Here is an 18,772-nt window from a genome sequence, read left to right as displayed (position 1 = left end):
TCATTGTCTCAATGCATAGCCGTCAAACTCGGCCCAAGTTTCTGTAAGATCGACCACGCGACCTGTGATCCGCGCCTCATCCATCGCCATAGCGGCGAGTCCAGCCTCAAGTGCATCAACCACCCCTACCGGGAGCGTTTCCGCCTCACCTTTCAGGAAGCTAACGATTTCATCAACCATCATATGATCCGCGCCATAGTGGGCCGACGCCCTGGCGCTATCCATTTGGGTATAGTCGTGATCGGCAACCACGGAACCATCGCGCAACGTGACCTGCAAATTGCCGCGGACAAAATCACCCTCAGCCATACCAAGCGCACCCATGACGCAAAAGCGACGGTGCTCATCTGGTACATTCAAATTGGTGTGGAACGCCAAGGAGGCCCCATTCTCATACTGCAAAATGGCGGTCTGATGATCGATAATGTCGCCGTCGGAATGGAATGGATCATCCACGCTCTCCCAAACGCTTGGCTTGCGGTGCATGATCTCATTTTCGACATTTGATGTCGGAGCGAATTGCGGAACGAAAGATTTTCGGCCACCGAAGCTCGCCACACTCTTCGGCCGGGACTTCGTCACCATGTTGTAAATGTCGATATCGTGGCAGCATTTTTCCAACATGAAACCGCCAGACCACCGGATCATCCGCCGCCAGTCGCGCATGAAAAACGCGCCGTGGTACGGGGCGATATGCTCGCTCGCTTCGAGCGAGACAATCGGCCCGAGCACATCCAAATTTGCGCGCAAATCGATCATGTGCTGGGAATAGCGCAGGACGAGGCCAACCATCACGCTGTCGGTGCCATGCTCCGCCAATAGCGCCGCCAACTCCATCGTGTCTTCCTTGGTCGTGACAACAGGTTTCTCGGTAAAAATCCGAACACCCGCATCAAGACCCTGCTTGATATGTTCCAAATGAAAAGAGTTTGGCGACCCGACAAAGAACAGATCAGGTTTGGTCTGCGCCAACATCGTCTCCACATCATCAAACCGTGGAATATCCTCTCCGATCATATGCAAGAACGTTGGCTGCGGGTCGAAATACCCAACAAACTCCACCTCTGGCATCGACTCTTTCAAAAGAGACAAGACATGCCCGGCGCGCAAACCTATGCCCGCGGTGACAACTCTCATCCGGCAAGCTCAGGCGCTGCTTGGCGACTCAGAACATCGCCATTTGCATCAAAGACGTGGCAGTCATCGGGGTTCACAGCGAGCGTCACCGGAGTGCCCTCGCGGATCGCCGCATCACCCGGAAGCGAGGCGCAGAACCGCGTGCCATTTCCGACCGCGCCGTAGGTAATCGAAACACCGCCGAGGCGTTCGAGTACATTAACCGTCACGCTCAATCCGCTGTCACCGAGGGAGACATGTTCAGGGCGAATGCCAACTTCGACATTGTCGCCTTTCGATACCAAGCCGGCCTCCACAGGAACCACCATTTGATGTCCCCCGTCGAGTTCAACTTTCAAGCTCTTTGCATCGCTGCCCAAGACCTTAGCGGGCAACAGGTTCATGTTGGGTTGCCCGATAAAGGAAGCCACAAATTTCGTTTTCGGATGATGGTACAATTCCATTGGCGTGCCGAACTGCTCAACACGACCCGCGTTCAAAACAACGATCCGATCTGCCATTGTCATCGCTTCGACCTGATCGTGGGTGACATAGACCATCGTTGCCTCAAGACTACGGTGTAGCTGGCTAAGTTCCACGCGCATGTCGCCGCGCAAAGCGGCATCAAGGTTCGAGAGCGGCTCATCGAACAAGAAAACTTTAGGGTTCCGCACGATGGATCGCCCAATCGCAACCCTTTGGCGTTGCCCGCCAGAAAGCTGCCCCGGCTTCAATTGCAACTTGTCCGTCAGCTGCAATATTTCTGCCGCACGGTTCACAGCGGCGTCCATTTCCGGTTGCGGCATCTTCTGAACACGCAAAGGAAAGGCAATATTCTCATAAACGGTCAGATGCGGATAAAGAGCGTAGGATTGAAAGACCATCGAGATGCCGCGGTCGACCGGGTGGGCATCGCTGACGTCTTTTCCGTCGATCATGATCTGGCCGGAAGTCGTTTCTTCCAATCCGGCGATTATCCGAAGCAGCGTGGACTTACCGCAGCCGGAGGGGCCGACGAAGACAACGAATTCTTTGTCCTCAATAGCAAGGCTGATGTCGTGTAGAACCTTCGCGGCTCCGAACGATTTGTTGATGGAAAGAAGATCGAGCGTCGCCATGGGTCAGATCCAAACTGGTGCGGCTGTCAAAACCGCGAAACTAGGTGGTATGAGTGGTGGGTCGGCGCAAAACCGACAAACCTCGTGTCCGGGCGACGGCCTAGACCGCCGCCCGAAAGGGAGGATGATTTACATCGCTTCGTCGAGTTCCTCGGCAGCGATTGTGACAAGGTTATCAACCGTGTCGTCTGCCAACAGGATGCCCTGCACCATGTTGGTGAAGACGGACTGCAGCGACTTGAAGTCTTCAACGATTGGCTCTGGGCCGCCTGTTGAAATCGTCGCCGTGAAGTTCGGCCAAACGCCTGTTTCATAGTAAAGGTCGGATTTACCCATCGCAGCATAGTCAAGGATCGGTGTCAGACCCCAAGAGCTGTCGAGGTCATACTGGCTGTCGCCAGATGTGATCCGCTGAGCAAGCTCATGCGCCAAGTCTTCATGGCCGGAGCCTTTGAATACAACGATGCTGTCTGTGATCAGGATCGTGCCGCTTTCACCGGATGGCCCGGCTGGAACAGGTGCAACCAACTGGTTGATGTCTTCGTTATGCTGGCCATAGCCCCATGGACCTTGGACATACATCGCGATCTGACCGTCGTTGAACAGGTCTTTCAACTGATCACGTTCCCAAGCGGTTGGACCTTCCTGAGATACTTCAGCCAGTTTGCCGTAGAATTCCAGCGTTTCGCGTGTCTGCGCGCTGTCCAGCATGTTCTCACCTGTTGCAGGGTCGATCACAACACCACCGTTGGAATAGAGGTAGTTCAGGAACTGATGCATTGTGTTGTCGAAGTCTTTACCAGCAAGGCCAACACCAGCAGCGTCTGTGTTGTCCACGACGCCTTTCGCCATTGTGTACATGTCGTCCCAAGTTGCTGGAGCTACACATTCCTGGCCGGATTCTTCTACGAGATCACAGTTGATGTAGAGCGCCTTTGTAGAGAACGCATGTGGGTAACCCCATTCCTGGCCAGACACAGTCACTGTGTTCAAAACACCGGTCTGATACTGCACGTCATCTTGGATTTGCGCCGGAACGATCAGATCGTTGTTGGCCAACTGCAAGAGTGTGCGAGAGCCCATGTAAGCAATGGATGGTGGATCACCAGCTGCTGCGAGTGTCAGTGACTTGTCCTGACATGTTCCCCAAGGCACAGCCTCTAGGTTTACAGTGACACCTTCGTTGTCAGCGACAAACTGGTCGACGACAGCTTGGTCAGCCGCACGAACCTCACCACCACACATGATAAAGTGCAGTTCGGTTTCTGCTGCTGCCATGGATGCAGCGCTGCTCAGCAGTGCGACCCCTAGTGACATTGTTAGATATTTCATTTTCAGTCTCCCTTTGTTGACAGATTTCTTCATTCTTTGACCGCGCCCGCCGTCAGGCCTGCGACCAGGAATTTCTGGAGGAATAAGAATATGACCATGACGGGAAGGATGCCGGTTAAGGCAGCCGCCATCATCTGGTTCCATGTCACATCCTGATAGCCGATGAACTCAAACAGACCCGCCGGTAGCGGCTGAAGTTCTCGCTGTTGATTGAACGTAATCGCAAAGAGGAATTGCTGCGCGTAAGCTCCGATGAACACGGCAACACCAACCACGATCAGACCCGGTACCGCCAATGGCAGCACAACGCGGCGCAGCGTATACATGCGAGAGGCGCCATCGACATAAGCCGCCTCTTCCAACTCGCGCGGGATTTTTTCCAAGTAGGACCGCAACAGCCAAATGCCCGTTGGGATCAAGAAGGCGACGCCGGGAACGATCATCGCCCAATAAGTGTTGAGCAAACCCATCGTGCGCAGAACGCGATAGAGCGGGATCAAAAGAACCGCACCTGTGAACATGTTCACGCCAAGGAAAATCGCCAGCGACGCGTTCTTGAACGGAAAGTCCAAACGTGCGTAGGCATAGGCCGCAGGGATGATGAAAATCATCGTCAGCAGAGTGACCATCGTTGCGATATAGACAGAGTTCCAGATGTACCGGCCCAACAATGGTACCGTCTCCCACATGTCCGAATAAGCTTGGAAACTGAAATCGTCAGACCAGAATTGGTAAGGACTGCGGAACAGGTGTTCGAGCGGCCGCAAGGAAGCCATGAACATCTCAAAGAATGGCAGCAGGATGAAGATCAGGAAGATCGTAACGGCAAAGTAGATGCCTGCCATCTGCAGTTTTGTGTAGCGATCCATCATTTCTTGCCGTTCCCGTAGTAACGGTTCACCTTATTGAGGAAGAACAGGTAGATCAGGCTGAAGGTTCCCAAGAGGATCACAATGATCACAGCGCGGGCGGAACCTTGTCCGAATTTGAAGTTGCTGATCGCCGTTTTGTAGGTGTCAACGATCAAGGTTGTTGTCGCTCCGCGCGGGCCACCTTCGGTCAGGATCCAGATGATCTCGAACGAATTGAAGGTAAAGATCGCAGACAGCAGCGACATCGACACAATCACCGGCATGATCTGAGGGATCGTAATCCTGCGGAACCGATACCAACGCGACGCGCCATCGACGTAAGCAGCTTCATAAAGATCGCGCGGCACACCTTGCATCGCGGCAAGGAAAAATAGCGTCACCATGGGCGTCCCGACCCATACATCAGCGACAACTGCGGAGTAGAAGGCGGATTGCTTGTGGGCGAGAAATTCAAACGGGCCATCAGTGATGCCGAGCGACATCATCGTTCCAGACAAGACACCGAAATACCCGTTGTAGAGCCACAACCAACCGATCATACCAATTGCGATGGGGATCACCCACGGTGGCATCACGAGAACGCGGAACAGCGCGCGACCCGGAACTGCTGCGTTCAACAGTGTCGCTCCGATGAGACCAAGGATCAGCTTCAGCGAAACCGAGAGGAACATCCAATAAAAGGTGCGGACAATGGTCTGATGGAACTTCCGGCTGTCGAGAAGGTCTTGATAGTTTTCGAGACCAACATATTTCTCACCACCCAATCGGGCTTCCATAAAGGACAAGCGGACAGTTTCCGCCAAAGGCCACGCTACGATCAAAGCAATGAACAGCATCGCCGGGCCGATCAACAACCAGCCAAACACGTTCTCCGACATGGTCTTACGTGTCTTAAAACTGGTTTCCAGAGTTGAGGACTGTGCCACGTCCGTCATTCAGGTTCCCCCCTTGGCGCCCGCTCGAATCAGCGGTTGTCAACTAAAGTACCCGATAAATCCATTTTGACTACCACTTTAATACCAAAATATTTCCACTTGCATTTTTTCCTTAAATATATGAGGTTTCGATCAATTGATGATCCCTTTATTGGTCGCATTTTCCAATATTGGTATTATAAATTGATACCAGAGGGGAGACCAATACATGAGTGATCTCGTCGAAGAATTAGACGCCACTCGTTGGTTTCGAGAGGGCAAAGGCGCGCGGTACCGCCAACTGTCCCGACACATCACAGAGCTCATAAAATCAGGCAGTTTGGCGCAGGAAGATCAGCTTCCATCAGAACGCGAGCTTGCCGACATCGCGGGTATCAGCCGCGTGACTGTGCGTAAGGCTATTGCTGAGTTGGTCGACGCAGGGCTAATCGAGCAACGGCAGGGCGCGGGTTCGTTCGTTAGCGAAAAGGGCGAACGATTCGAACAGTCGCTGTCTTCGCTCGTTTCCTTTACCGAAAATCTTCAAGCGCGCGGCATCCGCTCCTCGAGTGAAGTTTTGCTCCGAGGCGTCTTTCGTCCGACGCCAACTGAAACCACTATTCTCGGGCTCACACCAGTTCAACGCGCCTCCCGCATCCATCGCCTGCGCAGCGGTGACGGCGTTCCGATGGCATTGGAATATTCGTCTGTACCAGATGACATTCTCCCTAACCCCGACCGCGTCAGCGTTTCACTCTATGAAGTTCTAAGGTCGAGAGGCACCGCCCCCACCCGCGCCCTTCAGCGCGTCATGGCGATCAATGCAACCGATCGCGTTGCTGAACTCCTGAAACTCCCTGATGGAACAGCCGTTCTTCAAATCGAACGGACCGCTTACCTCGCCACAGGTCGCCCCATTGAATTTACAAGCGGCTACTACCGCTCTGACGTCTACGACTTCGTTTCCGAACTACGCTTGGACTAACATGAAATACGACTGCCAAATCGTCGGGGATGAATTGCTGTGCGCAATCACCTCCGATCAAGACCTCGCTGCCCCTGTTTTCTGCTTCTCAGGCATGGCGCCTTTGGAACCCGTTCGCGGCGGAACGCTCATAAAGTCGGTCGGCAGCTATACTGAAGTCCAATTGCCCGATTTGGCGAAGGGCAAAGAGCACAAAGCCACAATCAAGTATCAAGCCGGCTACAAACCCGCCAATCGCGCTTGGAAGCCCTTGGGCCCCTACCTCCGCGTTGGGGGTGACATCATTGAACTGCCGCCAACAGAGGCAGGTCGTCGGGTTCCGCCGCGAACAGAACACAGCGAACTAGAAGGCCTACCCCTCGCACCCCAACCCGAAACATGGGCGCCGAGCGAAGGCGTTCTGGAGGCTGACGGATTTGCATTCGAAGACGATGCCTTGTCCGCCGTCAGCGCTCTCGCCCAACGCCAAGGCATGTTATTCAAGGGCACTATGCCGATCATCATCGAGACCGGTGAACTCGAAACCGACGCTTACGAAATTGAATTCACGCCTCAAGGCGTCCGGATCATCGCAAACTCTTACGGCGGCCGCTTCTATGCGGGGATCACTCTTCTGACTTTGCTACAACAGGGCCCAATTCCCTGTGGGCGCATCACAGATAGCCCTCGATTTGCGTGGCGTGGTCAGCACCTCGATACGGCGCGCCATTATTACGAACCCGACACAATCCTATCGCTGCTCGATCTTATGGCGATACTCAAGCTGAACCGCTTTCACTGGCACTTCGCTGATGACGAAGCTTTCCGTTTAGAGGTCGCCTGTCTTCCCGACCTTTGGCAAAAGACCGCGCTTCGCGGCGACGGCCAAACCATGCCGGGTCTGTTTTCGGGTGCGCCGGTCCAAGGCGGCAGTTATTCCATCGAGACAGCAAAGCAGATCATCGCGCGGGCCAAAGAACTGAACATCGAAATCTTGCCAGAGATCGAAACACCAGCCCATGCGCTGTGCATCACGACCCTCTATCCCGAAACGCTCGACTCAACAGACAATGGCGCCGAACGCTCCGTGCAAGGCTACGAACGGAATGCAATGAACCCCGCGATGCCGAAAACGTGGGACATCGTTGAGGCGCTTATTACAGAGATCGCGGAAATCTTCCCCTTCGGTCACATCCACCTCGGCTGCGACGAACTCGCTGAAGACACATGGATGAGCAGCCCCAAAGCGCGCGCCTTGATGGAGCAGCACGACCTTCAAACGACAATGGATTTGCAAGGGTGGACAATGTATCGTTTCGCCGCCTTCGCCCGATCAAAGAGCCTGCGCCCCGCCGCGTGGGAAGAAGCCGCCCAAGGCAAGAATGGCGGGATCGGCCACGACGCAATCCTATTCAGCTGGACTGGTCAGGGACCAGGGTTAGAGGCCGCCCGCGCGGGCTATGACGTTGTCATGACACCGGCGCAGCAGGTCTACCTCGATATGGCGCATACCTCCGATCCAGATGATTGGGGGGCAAGTTGGGCCGCCTTCGTTGACCTACCCGATACGATCAACTGGGATCCGGTCCCCGACGCTGATCTGTCAGATCGCATCATTGGTGTGCAGGGCACCTTCTGGTCAGAGTTTACGACCCAAGATGATCAAATCTGGCCTATGTTGATGCCGCGCATGCTTGGTGTCGCAGCGATGTGCTGGGAGCGTGATAAGCCTTCGATCGAGACCGTTGCAGCCTTGGCAGGGTATTACTCTGTTTCAAGCAGCGGTGAGATCGAAATTAGCGCCACCTGAAACCCGATTTCGCAAATCGCAAAACTTGAATTCTTTGCTTTGAAGATTTCGCCCGCTCCATAAACTGACCCCGCACGACAGCGGAGTAAGACATCATGAAATCGCGCACCAAAGTGGCTGTGATCGGCGGCGGTATCGCAGGGTGTTCCACCCTCTACCACCTCACGCAAGAAGGTTGGTCAGACGTTGTGTTGATCGAACGGGATGAACTGACGTCGGGCACAACGTGGCACTCCGCCGCGCAGGTTACGAACTTTGGGATGAACCAAACCATGGTTGGCCTCAAGTCGCACTCCATCGCGCTCTACAAAAAACTCTGCGACGATCCCGAGTATCCGGTCGGCTATCATCACGGTGACGGCGGTATTCGGCTCGCCAATACCGAAGCGCAGATGCAAGGCTACCGCCACTTTTCCTCCATGGCCCGAGGCATGGGGGTCGAGTTTGAGGTTATCCACGCAGAAGAATGCGCGCGCCGGCATCCGTTGATTTCGACGGAGAACCTCGTCGGCGGCCTTTGGGATGGTGAGGACGGTGATATTGATCCAGCACAGCTTTGCCAAGCGCTCGCCTTCCATGCACGAAAAGCTGGCGCAGAAGTCTATCGCCATACGGCTGTCACAACCCTAACCCAAAACAGCGACGATACATGGACGGTTGAGACGACCAAAGGGACCATCGACGCCGACATTGTCGTCAACGCCTGTGGCTACCGCGTGAATGAAGTTGGCGCGATGATGGGTGTGCATCACCCCGTCGCCTCGATGGAGCACCAGTATTTCGTCACCGAAGACATTCCGGCAATCATCGAAGCGGGCCACCGAATGCCCCTGCTGCGCTGCCCGATCTCTGACTATTATTCGCGGCAGGAAAAGAACGGCCTTTTGGTCGGCTTCTACGAACAGGGCTGCAAAACATGGGGCATGAATGGGATCAGCCCGAGTTTTGCCAATGACCTCTGCCCCGATGACCTCGACCGTGTGATGGACGTTCTCGAAGGCGCATTTGCCCGTATGCCAGCCCTCACCGAAGTCGGCATCAAACGTGTCGTGAACGGCCCGATCACATATACCATCGATGGGGCGCCACTGGTCGGCCCGATCCCCGGTAAGCGTAACGCGTTTTGCATCATCGGCCTGCGCGCGGGCGTAGGCGAAGGCGGCGGGCACGGCTGGTTGCTCGCCCAACAGATCGTTCATGGCGAAGCCTGCTATGACACGTGGTGCCTCGATCCGCGTCGGTTCACTGGCCATGCGAATGCAGAGCTGACATCGCTAAAAGCCATCGAGGATTATCAAAACGAATTCCGCTTCCATTTCCCGCATGAACACCGCCCCGCCGGTCGCCCTGCCAAGACGACACCGTTGACACCGATCCTTGCGGCAGAAGGTGCAGAGTTCACCATCGTCAATGGTTGGGAGCGGGTCGACTACATCAAACCAACGCCTAATTTTCATCCCATCCTCACATTTGATTTCGATGAGGCCTTTGATGTTGTCGCCGCTGAAGTGCGCAACGTGCAAGAAAACGTCGGCCTCTGTGAAGTTAACGGCTTCAATCGCTTTGAAATCACCGGCACCGACCGCCACAGCTTCCTCGACCGGATGTTCTGCGGGAACGTGACAAAAAAGGAAGGTCGTGTCGGCCTGGGTTATCTCCTGAACCACCGCGGAATGGTGAAGGGCGAGGCCACGGTTGCCAATTTACCGGCATCCGACCGTGGCCCCGCCCGCACCTGGTATGGCTCCGCTGCCGCCAGCGAATTCCACGATATGGATTGGTTGCAACAACACCTGCGCGACGACGAAGACGTTCGGATCAGCAGTCTGACCAACGATCAGACCATACTTGTTCTCGCGGGACCAAATGCGCGGGCCGTTGTGTCAAAGTGCGCCCGTGGTGATTGGTCGGCGGACGCCTTCCCATGGCTCTCCGTTCGTGAATGCTTCGTCGGTTTTGCTCCCGCAACGGTCATGGGCGTCAGCTTTTCGGGCGAATTGGCCTACGAAATTCATATCCCCAACGCATCCCTCTACGCCGCCTATCTGGCCTTGCGTGAGGCTGGCAAGGAATTCGACATGCAGCTCTTCGGTGCCCGCGCTGTGGACTCCATGCGGATGGAAAAGGGGTTCTTGCATTGGAAGGCTGACTTGCTGACAGAGTTTGACCCCTTCGAAACCGGCCTAGATCGGTTCGTGAAATTGGACAAAGCGGATTTCGTCGGCCGCGATGCGTTGATGAAACGCCAAGCAAACGCCCCGTCAAAGAAACTCGTCTCGCTCCAAATCGACGCCACGAAGGCCCCTGCCCATCCCGGTGGATCGCTCATGGACGGCGACAAGGTTGTCGGTACAATCACGTCGGGGGATTGGGGACATCGAACAGGTCTGAACCTCGCCTATGCATTCGTAGACACTAAGCACAGTGCGATCGGTCGTTCAATGGAGTTGGATTTGTGCGGTGATCTGGTCAAAGCAACCGTGATCGCACCCTGCCCCTACGATCCAGACTTCGATCGCATCCGCAGCTAAGGCGGGGCCGCATTCAGCCCCGCCCTCTATCTCTAGGCTGCAGCGACAGCCCGTTTTGCCATCGCTGTAATCAGAGCCGCGCGATACTCGGACGATCCATGGATATCCGACAGCAACCCATCTGCTGACACAGCGACGCTTGCCGCGGAATTCTCGGTGAATGAGTCAGCCAAAGCAGCCTCAAGACCCTCGTGCCGGAACACGCCATCTTCGCCTGCACCCGTGACCGCAACGCGTGTTTCGCCGCCGGACTGGGCGACAAAAACGCCAACCATCGCGTAACGCGACGCTGGGTTCGGGAATTTGGCATAGGCCGCCTTGTCCGCATCCGGGAACACGACAGAGATGATCACCTCATCCTCTTCAAGCGCAGTTTCAAACATGCCCTCAAAGTAGTCCGCGGCCGCGATCTCGCGCTGGTTCGTGCGGATCGTTGCGCCCAAGGCCAGACAGGCTGACGGATAGTCGGCCGCTGGGTCATTGTTGGCAATGGAGCCACCAATCGTCCCACGATGGCGCACAGCCGGATCACCGATCCCACCTGCAAGCGCGGCAAGATAAGCAGGCACATCAACGCTGCTTGCCACTTCCGCATGGGTCGTCATGGCCCCAATCACGACACTGTCTCCATCACGGCAGATGCCAGAGATGGACGCGTCTTTCAGGCTGATCAAATCAGAAGGCGACGCAAACCGCGCCTTCATCGTTGGGATCAGTGTTTGACCCCCTGCGAGCAGCTTGCCCTCCTCTGCCGCGCCCAATTTGGACGCAGCATCATCAGCGGAAGAGGCTTTGTGAAAAGTTGTTTCATACATGGTAAAGCTCCTTCTTATTCAGCCGCATGCTTGATTTGATTGGCTTGAATCGCTTGCCAAACGTTTGATGGTGTCGCTGGCATTTCCAAGTTTTCGGTGCCAATGGCGTCGGTGATCGCATTCATGATCGCCGGAGGTGAGCCAATCGCCCCCGCTTCCCCACAGCCTTTCACACCCAATGGGTTTGACGGGCTTGGGACCGAGTTATGCTCCACATCGAAGCTCGGCAGATTGTCCGCGCGAGGCATGGTGTAGTCCATGTAGGAGCCGGTCAGAAGCTGACCATCATCGCCATAGATCACTTGCTCCAGCATTGCTTGACCAACACCTTGACCAATACCGCCATGCACTTGGCCCTCAACGATCAACGGATTGATAAGCGTCCCAAAGTCGTCAGCCGCCGTGAATTTCACGATCTCTACAACCCCAGTTTCAGGATCAATCTCAACCTCGCAGATGTGGCATCCAGCTGGGAAGCTGAAGTTCACCGGATCATAGAACGCACCTTCTTTCAGGCCCGGTTCCATATCCTCTGGCAGGTTGTGCGCCGTATAGGCCGCCAATCCAATCTCGTGCCAGCCAAGGGATTTGTTCGTGCCCTTAACCTTCACTTCACCGCCTTCGCAGAAGACGTCATCTGCAGAAGCATCCAGCAAATGCGCTGCGATCTGCTTGACCTTCAGCTCAACCTTGTCGCAAGCCTTGAAGATTGCTGACAGGCCAACTGGGCCAGAGCGAGACCCATATGTGCCCATGCCAAACTGAACCTTGTCAGTGTCTCCGTGCACGATCTGGATATTCTCCACTGGCAGATCGAAGCGATCCGCGACGACCTGCGCAAAGCTGGTTTCGTGACCCTGACCATGGCTATGCGAACCAGTCAGAACTTCGATGGTTCCAACAGGGTTCACCCGCACCTCGGCACTTTCCCAAAGGCCGACGCCAGCACCAAGGCTACCCACCGCTTGAGAAGGAGCGATGCCGCAGGCTTCAATATAAGTGGAATAGCCCAAACCACGCAGCTTACCACGGCTCGCAGCTTCGGCTTTGCGCGCTGCAAAGCCAGCCACATCAGCGGCAGCTTGTGCTTTGTCCAAGTGACCTGGGAAATCACCGCAGTCATAGTTCATGATCACAGGGGTCTGATATGGGAACTCAAGGATGAAGTTCTTGCGCCGCAGTTCTGCTGGGTCCATCCCCATCTCACGCGCGGCTTTCTCCATCACCCGTTCGATCAGATAACAGGCTTCTGGACGCCCTGCCCCACGATACGCATCCACAGGTGTCGTGTTGGTATAGACCGTCTTCACGTTACAATGGATCGCGGGCATGTGGTACTGACCGGCCAGCAGTGTCGCATAAAGATACGTCGGCACTGCGGACGAAAAGAGCGACATATAGGCCCCAAGGTTCGCGATCGTATCAATCTTGAACGCTGTGATCTTACCATCGGCATCAAAGCCCATTTCAGCGTGAGTGACATGATCGCGACCATGCGCGTCCGTTAGGAACGCCTCAGAGCGCGTTGAGGTCCATTTCACTGACCGCTTCGTTTTCATCGACGCCCAGAGACACACGATCTCTTCTGGATAGATGTAGATTTTCGATCCAAATCCACCGCCTACATCAGGCGCAATCACCCGCAGCTTATGCTCTGGCGCGACCTGATAGAACGCGCTCAGAACCAAACGCGCCACATGCGGGTTCTGGGACGTTGTGTAGAGAGTATAGTGCTCTTCCGCCGGATCAAACGTCGCCACGGCAGAGCGTGGTTCCATCGGGTTCGGGCTCAAGCGGTTATTTGTGAGATCGATCTTGGTCACATGGCTCGCCGCCGCGATCCCGGCGTCCGTCGCCGCCTCATCACCTAACTCCCAATCAAAGATGAGGTTGTTCGGTGCATTCTCATGAACCTGCGCAGCACCGGCGTCCATCGCGGTCGCGGTATCGACGACTGCTGGCAGCTCATCATAAGACACCTCAACAGCTTCCGCCGCATTGCGTGCCTCTTCCATCGAATCCGCAATGACCACTGCCACCGCATCGCCCACATAGCGCACCTTTTCGGTCGCCAATGCCGACCAAGCACCCATGTTCATCGGCGTGTCGTCTTTCGATGTAATCGCCCAGCCACAAATGATGTTGCCAATGCCATCGCCGGTCAGCTCTGCACCGTTCAAAACGGCAACAACGCCGGGCATCCCTTCGGCAGCGCTCGCGTCAATCCCCGTCACATTCGCATGGGCGTGCGGGCTGCGCACAAAGGCTGCATAGGCTTGGTTTTCGTTGCGCACATCGTCGGTGTATTTGCCGGACCCTGTGGTGTAACGCTTATCTTCTTTCCGCTTAACGCGGGCTCCAATTCCGTCAGTCATAGGTGTCCTCCCTTACATCTTTGTGCTGGCGTCCGCGATGGAGCGCACGATGTTATGGTATCCGGTACAGCGGCAGATATTGCCTTCCAACTCGCCACGAATAGCCGCCTCATCCAGCGGCTTGTTGCTGGCCTTATAGCGGTTCACCATGTCGATCCCGGCCATGATCATGCCCGGCGTACAGAACCCACACTGAAGACCGTGATTGTCGTTGAAAGCTTGCTGCATTGGGTGCAGCTCACCGTTCGCAATGCCTTCGATTGTTGTAATCTGGGACCCATCAGCTTCAACGGCTAACATGGTGCAAGATTTGATCGATTTGCCATCAACGTGAACAGTACATGCGCCGCATTGGCTGGTATCGCAGCCAACATGCGTCCCTGTCAGTCGCAAATTTTCGCGGATAAATTCGACAAGAAGCGTGTTGTCAGACACCTCCTTGCTGATTGACCGCCCATTCACGGTCAACGAGATCTTTGACATTTTTTTTCCTCCCAAAAAATCGTCTAGGTGCAGCGACGAGCGCGTGCCTTGTGTTTTCTTGGTGCGATGACAGGCTCCTCCAAGCCGATCAAACGCAACATGGATCGCTTTTGTGCGCTACAGTTCTAAGAGAGCTGAACAGTTAAGGAATCCACGCCTACGTGTTAGCTTAGAGCCAGAAGCTTGTTCTGCAACGAAAAAGATTTTGGACGATGTTGTTGGTTGCACCGCACCATCCGTCCAAGCGCTTATTTGCCCATTCGCATATTGCGCAGGCTTTCTGGTTCTTTTGACCACAGCGGGTGCACAGGTCCGTCTTTCGGCCGAACGAAATGACCTTTGAACACGCTCCAATAGGAACGATAATAATACCCATCATTCTTCTTCAGAAAATGGGCCCGCTTCCTTTCAAACGCCTTTGGCAGCTGATGCCATACCAGCCTCGGATGAGAATGGTGAACCGCATGAAAATTGTTGTTCAGGAACAAAAAAGCGAGGAGGCCGCGATCTTCAATGATCACCGACCGCGCCGCTGCTCTCTCATGTGCTTGATGTTCTAGGTAGGTGCGAATTCTCAGAATGGACATCCCAAGATAGGCCGCGGCAACATACAGCCAGACTGGGAATTTTGTGACCGTCACGAGCCAGAAAAGAACGATGGCAACGCCAAAAAGGTGTTGAACATAATGCCAGACGAGGCGCTTCTCTCCATTGAGAAGGGCTTTTATGTCATCCCTAAAGAACCCACCCAAACCAATAATCGGACCGACGGTCATTCGACCCAGAAGCGTTGTATTCAACTTATGGCCAAGTCTGCGGAGAAAGGACATTTTGTTCCATTCCAACACGTCGACGAAATTGGTCTCGGGATCCTCGTATGGGTCGGTCAGGTTTGGATCGAAGTGATGCACCAGATGGGTTTCTTTGAAACGCAGATAGGGAACGAACAAGCCAAAGGCAGGGAAAACCAATGCATCGTTCCATATCTGCTTTCGAAACGGATGACCGTGAATAACCTCATGCTGGAGAGAGGAATAAAGCGTGATGACGAGCGCTAAAATCATCACAGGCAGGGCCCCCCCTTCGGAACCGGCCAAATAGGTCGCGGCTCCGAAGACGCCGTAACATAGCGCAATAAGTAACAATGTCGGAAGCTCTGCCCGAGAAACCATTTCCGTGTCCGATGTTTTGTCCCGAACAAAGGGTAACCTCAGGATAAAGGTCAGAGCAATTTTGTGAGTCTGTTGTAAATCATGTGTATCTGTGACAACTTATCAAAAATAGTGTGTAAATACATCACAAATGGATCGAAGAGAACTTTCAACTGAATTCCGAGAACGATTTCGCCTGTTGATTGACGACGTAAGCGACGACCTTCCAGGTTTTCTCAAGCGGACTGGCTTGGACCGCTCTGCACTTAGCCAGCTTCGCGACCCAAAGCTCGATCGCCTGCCTCGCGCAGAAACGCTGCGCAATATTGCTGAAGCGACCGGCGTATCTGTCGATTGGTTGCTTGCTTTGGAAAATGCCAGAGAAGGCAGGCAACAGATGACGGAAAGCAAGGAACTGTTGGCGTCGGACCCTGCAGCAGGGCAATCCCCTTTGACTCGATGGCGCAACGAAGCAGCAGGGCATAAGCTCCGATACGTTCCCGCGACGCTGCCCGATATGTTAAGCCTCAACCCAGAAAGCGAAGGGGCTGAGGGCGAAGAGAAAGTGCTGACAGGTTTCGACCTTTCAGAAGTCGACTTAGAAATCGCCATGCCGATGCAGACCCTGCAAACACTCGCGAAGCGCCAAGGCCTTTGGGAGGGCCAAACCCACGCCTTGGCCCAGTCTCAACTCAAGCAAATCGCAACCCTTTGCGAACGGCACTACCCAGCCCTTCGTCTGCACCTTTTTGATGGTGCTGAGCATTTCATTGCACCGTTCACGGTTTTTGGCAGGATGAGGGCCGCAGTCTATGTAGGTAATGCCTATGTATCGGTCACCGGACCTGAAGAAGTGAAGTTCTTTACCCAACAGTTCGACCGTCTCGTCAGACTCGCCACCGTGGCCCCTGATCAAATCTGGTCTTGGATAGGAGATCTCCAATCAGAAATCCGGCCTTAGGTGTCTAAGGTCCAAATTGCCGTTCCGCCATCGGGAGGCGATAGACACAAAAATGTTAGCGACAAAGATAGTCGTCCCTGTGCAAAGGGGTGTCGCATACAAACTTCCGGCTAAACTTTTAGCAAGTAGCCTCATTCACGAAAATTCAAGCCAAATTGCCTTGAATTGCGCGGGATAACCTGCATTCTTTCGGATTGGGAACCTCAACCACCGAAGTCGTAAAAGAACTGAGGTACAAATGGGAGAAATCATGAAACACTCACTAAAACTCGCTTCCGCAGCGGTCACAGCCGGCTTGCTTTCTGCAACGTCAGCTCAGGCAGATTGCGGCGAAGTCTCAATCACTCAAATGGACTGGGCTTCTTCACAGGTCGTCACAGCGGTCGCTGCATTCCTGATGGAACAGGGCTATGGCTGCACCGTGCAGCAAGTGCCATCTTCAACTGTTCCGGCGCTGACATCTTTGGCTGAAACAGGCGAGCCTGACATTCTGACTGAAGTTTGGGCCAACTCTACACCCGCCTACGAAGGTTTGCTTGAAGAAGGCAAGCTGATCGAATTGACCGACGTTCTGTCTGACGGCGGTGTCGAGGCATGGTGGATTCCAGCATACCTCGCAGAATCCAATCCCGAGCTGACAACATGGGAAGGCATCATGGCCAACCCAGAAGCAGTTGGCGGCAAGTTCCACGACTGCCCATCAGGCTGGGCTTGCGACATCATCAACAACAACAACCTGATTGCTGCCGGTATCGATGGTTCTGGCCTCGAGCGTTTCCAGCACGGTTCTGGTGAAACTCTGCAGACATCCATCGCCGCAGCTTACGACGCACAAGAACCATGGTTCGGCTACTACTGGGCGCCAACCGCCGTTCTGGGTAAATACCCAATGGTTCAGGTTGAAGTTCCAGCCTACGACGCAGAAGGTCACACATGTAACGGTGATGCGGACTGCGCAAACCCTGTATTCTCCGCCTATCCGTCTTCCAAAGTTGTGACCGCTGTTTCCGGTGCGTTCATGGAACGTGAGCCAGAAGTTGCAGAGCTGCTGAAAAACGTCTCCTTCACAAACGCTCAGATGGGTGAAGTTCTGGCATGGCGTCTGGACAACAACGCGTCCAACGAAGAAGCCGCAGTATACTTCCTGACAACATACAAAGATGTCTGGGGTGACTGGCTGAACGACGAAGCCAAAGGCAACTTGGCCGCACTTCTTCAGTAATCGCAAAGACAAGAAACTTGACCCTCCCGCGACATGGCGGGGGGGGGGTTAGCTGACTTCAAGGGAACAGGTATGGCGTTTTATGACGGGCTCTTTGAGGCACTCGGCCTCGAAGATTGGTGCGGAGGTGACGCATCAAGCGCGCCCCTTTCAATGGCGGATTTGCTGGCACAAAACAGCGGAGACGAAGCGACCGGACCCATTTTCCCGTTCCCCTCTCTAGATAATCTCAACGAAAGCTGCGCGGCCGTCAGCCAAACACGTGACCTGACCAAAGGGATCGAAGACAGCTTTCTCGCGGCAAAGCCTGCCCTTCAAACAGTTCTGGACCCAGTGACCCAACCTCTCAGTTGGTTGCTTGATGGGGCGCTATGGACATTCAACGCGATCCCTTGGTGGATCATGATCCCATTGCTGGTGGTGGTGTCCTGGTATGCATCCCGCAGCAAAGGCGTTACGATATTCGTCGCGGTCTCCATTCTTTTGATGGCGTTTGTGGACCACTACGATGTGGCGATGCAGACACTGTCGATCATCTTTGTCTGCACAAGCATATCGGTGCTCATCGGCGTACCCGTAGGTATCGCAATGTCAAAATCGGACCGATTACAAAGGGCCATTGTCCCGGTTCTGGACCTGCTCCAAACGCTACCAACCTTTGTATATCTGATCCCACTGATCTTCCTGTTCTCGGTAACAGAATCCAAACTCTATGGCATCGCAATCATCCTCTACGCCATCGTGCCCGTCATTCGATTGACCGACCTCGGAATTCGACTGGTCGACCAAGATGTGGTCGAGGCAGCAAACGCATTCGGCATGACATCTCGGCAAAAGCTCACCGGCGTTGAACTCCCGCTGGCGCTTCCAAACATCATGGCCGGAGTGAACCAAACCATCATGATGAGCCTTGCGATGGTGGTGATTGCATCCCTCGTTTCTGCTCCTGGATTGGGCGTGAACGTTCTTCGTGGCATTCGAAACTTGGAACTAGGTGTCGGCATTGTTGCAGGTATTGGCATCGTGCTTCTTGCGGTCATTCTTGATCGTGTGTCCAAGGCCGCGCTCAGCCGCGTCGACATGACGAACATGAAACACTAATCGGGCG

At 54.6% G+C, this 18,772-nt stretch carries 15 protein-coding genes; 6 read left to right on the top strand and 9 right to left on the bottom strand.

All coding sequences use genetic code 11. The features are described from left to right. The 5 genes from BUA85_RS16030 to BUA85_RS16010 all read right to left on the bottom strand — a co-directional run bounded on the left by BUA85_RS16030 (nt 1) and on the right by BUA85_RS16010 (nt 5,373). A complete protein-coding gene (locus tag BUA85_RS16030) occupies nt 1-1,137 on the bottom strand; it encodes a Gfo/Idh/MocA family protein (protein WP_072902899.1) in 1,137 nt (378 codons plus the stop codon). Then, entirely contained in the window at nt 1,134-2,234 is a 1,101-nt protein-coding gene (locus tag BUA85_RS16025; RefSeq protein WP_072902897.1) for an ABC transporter ATP-binding protein, read from the bottom strand. Before BUA85_RS16025 ends, BUA85_RS16030 begins: the two co-directional genes overlap by 4 nt. Before the next feature lie 129 nt (nt 2,235-2,363). Then, entirely contained in the window at nt 2,364-3,566 is a 1,203-nt protein-coding gene (locus BUA85_RS16020) for an ABC transporter substrate-binding protein (protein WP_072902984.1), read from the bottom strand. Nucleotides 3,567-3,595: 29 nt separating this feature from the next. Next, nucleotides 3,596-4,438 carry a carbohydrate ABC transporter permease gene (locus BUA85_RS16015; protein ID WP_072902895.1) on the bottom strand — a complete coding sequence of 281 codons (843 nt, stop codon included), beginning with the start codon at nt 4,436-4,438 and terminating at the stop codon, nt 3,596-3,598. Then, entirely contained in the window at nt 4,435-5,373 is a 939-nt protein-coding gene (locus tag BUA85_RS16010; protein ID WP_072902894.1) for a carbohydrate ABC transporter permease, read from the bottom strand. The genes BUA85_RS16015 and BUA85_RS16010 overlap by 4 nt, the downstream gene beginning before the upstream one ends. Before the next feature lie 208 nt (nt 5,374-5,581). Between BUA85_RS16010 and BUA85_RS16005 the strand changes: the two genes are divergently transcribed. The 3 genes from BUA85_RS16005 (at nt 5,582) to BUA85_RS15995 (ending at nt 10,657) form a co-directional block, all read left to right on the top strand. Next, entirely contained in the window at nt 5,582-6,337 is a 756-nt protein-coding gene (locus BUA85_RS16005) for a GntR family transcriptional regulator (RefSeq protein ID WP_072902892.1), read from the top strand. 1 nt (nt 6,338) lies between these two features. Further along, the gene (locus tag BUA85_RS16000; protein WP_072902890.1) at nt 6,339-8,126 is read left to right on the top strand and encodes a beta-N-acetylhexosaminidase; all 1,788 of its coding nucleotides are present in this window, start codon (nt 6,339-6,341) and stop codon (nt 8,124-8,126) included. 95 nt (nt 8,127-8,221) lie between these two features. Further along, the gene (locus tag BUA85_RS15995) at nt 8,222-10,657 is read left to right on the top strand and encodes a GcvT family protein (RefSeq protein ID WP_072902888.1); all 2,436 of its coding nucleotides are present in this window, start codon (nt 8,222-8,224) and stop codon (nt 10,655-10,657) included. Between the two features lie 32 nt (nt 10,658-10,689). Here the strand turns inward: BUA85_RS15995 and BUA85_RS15990 are convergent, their stop codons facing one another. The 4 genes from BUA85_RS15990 to BUA85_RS15975 form a co-directional block, all read right to left on the bottom strand. Continuing rightward, nucleotides 10,690-11,472 carry an FAD binding domain-containing protein gene (locus BUA85_RS15990; RefSeq protein ID WP_072902887.1) on the bottom strand — a complete coding sequence of 261 codons (783 nt, stop codon included), beginning with the start codon at nt 11,470-11,472 and terminating at the stop codon, nt 10,690-10,692. Nucleotides 11,473-11,486: 14 nt separating this feature from the next. Beyond that, the gene (locus tag BUA85_RS15985) at nt 11,487-13,847 is read right to left on the bottom strand and encodes a xanthine dehydrogenase family protein molybdopterin-binding subunit (RefSeq protein ID WP_072902885.1); all 2,361 of its coding nucleotides are present in this window, start codon (nt 13,845-13,847) and stop codon (nt 11,487-11,489) included. Nucleotides 13,848-13,859: 12 nt separating this feature from the next. Beyond that, complete coding sequence (locus tag BUA85_RS15980) at nt 13,860-14,330, bottom strand: (2Fe-2S)-binding protein (protein WP_072902884.1); 471 nt, start codon at nt 14,328-14,330, stop codon at nt 13,860-13,862. Between the two features lie 248 nt (nt 14,331-14,578). After that, on the bottom strand, nt 14,579-15,502 hold the full coding sequence (locus BUA85_RS15975; RefSeq protein ID WP_072902882.1) for a fatty acid desaturase: 924 nt from the start codon (nt 15,500-15,502) through the stop codon (nt 14,579-14,581). Nucleotides 15,503-15,680: 178 nt separating this feature from the next. Between BUA85_RS15975 and BUA85_RS15970 the strand changes: the two genes are divergently transcribed. From BUA85_RS15970 to BUA85_RS15960, 3 genes are all read left to right on the top strand, one after another. Continuing rightward, entirely contained in the window at nt 15,681-16,442 is a 762-nt protein-coding gene (locus BUA85_RS15970; protein ID WP_242649080.1) for a helix-turn-helix domain-containing protein, read from the top strand. Nucleotides 16,443-16,692: 250 nt separating this feature from the next. Further along, nucleotides 16,693-17,664: an ABC transporter substrate-binding protein gene (locus BUA85_RS15965; RefSeq protein WP_083526315.1), complete on the top strand. Its 972-nt coding sequence runs from the start codon at nt 16,693-16,695 to the stop codon at nt 17,662-17,664. A gap of 72 nt (nt 17,665-17,736) precedes the next feature. Continuing rightward, complete coding sequence (locus tag BUA85_RS15960; RefSeq protein WP_072902983.1) at nt 17,737-18,765, top strand: ABC transporter permease; 1,029 nt, start codon at nt 17,737-17,739, stop codon at nt 18,763-18,765. The last annotated feature ends 7 nt before the right edge of the window (nt 18,766-18,772 follow it).

This window comes from Cognatiyoonia sediminum (genome assembly GCF_900129845.1).
Taxonomy (GTDB): Bacteria; Pseudomonadota; Alphaproteobacteria; order Rhodobacterales; family Rhodobacteraceae; genus Cognatiyoonia; species Cognatiyoonia sediminum.
The sequence above is the reverse complement of the archived record's forward strand: the minus strand, read 5'-3'. Positions and strand labels throughout refer to the sequence as shown.

What these genes read in the sequence shown, in the direction of transcription:
- BUA85_RS16030 (WP_072902899.1), bottom strand. Translation starts at nt 1,137, where the DNA reads ATGAGAGTTGTCACCGCGGGCATAGGTTTGCGCGCCGGGCATGTCTTG.
- BUA85_RS16025 (WP_072902897.1), bottom strand. Translation starts at nt 2,234, where the DNA reads ATGGCGACGCTCGATCTTCTTTCCATCAACAAATCGTTCGGAGCCGCG.
- BUA85_RS16020 (WP_072902984.1), bottom strand. Translation starts at nt 3,566, where the DNA reads ATGAAATATCTAACAATGTCACTAGGGGTCGCACTGCTGAGCAGCGCT.
- BUA85_RS16015 (WP_072902895.1), bottom strand. Translation starts at nt 4,438, where the DNA reads ATGATGGATCGCTACACAAAACTGCAGATGGCAGGCATCTACTTTGCC.
- BUA85_RS16010 (WP_072902894.1), bottom strand. Translation starts at nt 5,373, where the DNA reads ATGACGGACGTGGCACAGTCCTCAACTCTGGAAACCAGTTTTAAGACA.
- BUA85_RS16005 (WP_072902892.1), top strand. Translation starts at nt 5,582, where the DNA reads ATGAGTGATCTCGTCGAAGAATTAGACGCCACTCGTTGGTTTCGAGAG.
- BUA85_RS16000 (WP_072902890.1), top strand. Translation starts at nt 6,339, where the DNA reads ATGAAATACGACTGCCAAATCGTCGGGGATGAATTGCTGTGCGCAATC.
- BUA85_RS15995 (WP_072902888.1), top strand. Translation starts at nt 8,222, where the DNA reads ATGAAATCGCGCACCAAAGTGGCTGTGATCGGCGGCGGTATCGCAGGG.
- BUA85_RS15990 (WP_072902887.1), bottom strand. Translation starts at nt 11,472, where the DNA reads ATGTATGAAACAACTTTTCACAAAGCCTCTTCCGCTGATGATGCTGCG.
- BUA85_RS15985 (WP_072902885.1), bottom strand. Translation starts at nt 13,847, where the DNA reads ATGACTGACGGAATTGGAGCCCGCGTTAAGCGGAAAGAAGATAAGCGT.
- BUA85_RS15980 (WP_072902884.1), bottom strand. Translation starts at nt 14,330, where the DNA reads ATGTCAAAGATCTCGTTGACCGTGAATGGGCGGTCAATCAGCAAGGAG.
- BUA85_RS15975 (WP_072902882.1), bottom strand. Translation starts at nt 15,502, where the DNA reads ATGGTTTCTCGGGCAGAGCTTCCGACATTGTTACTTATTGCGCTATGT.
- BUA85_RS15965 (WP_083526315.1), top strand. Translation starts at nt 16,693, where the DNA reads ATGAAACACTCACTAAAACTCGCTTCCGCAGCGGTCACAGCCGGCTTG.
- BUA85_RS15960 (WP_072902983.1), top strand. Translation starts at nt 17,737, where the DNA reads ATGGCGTTTTATGACGGGCTCTTTGAGGCACTCGGCCTCGAAGATTGG.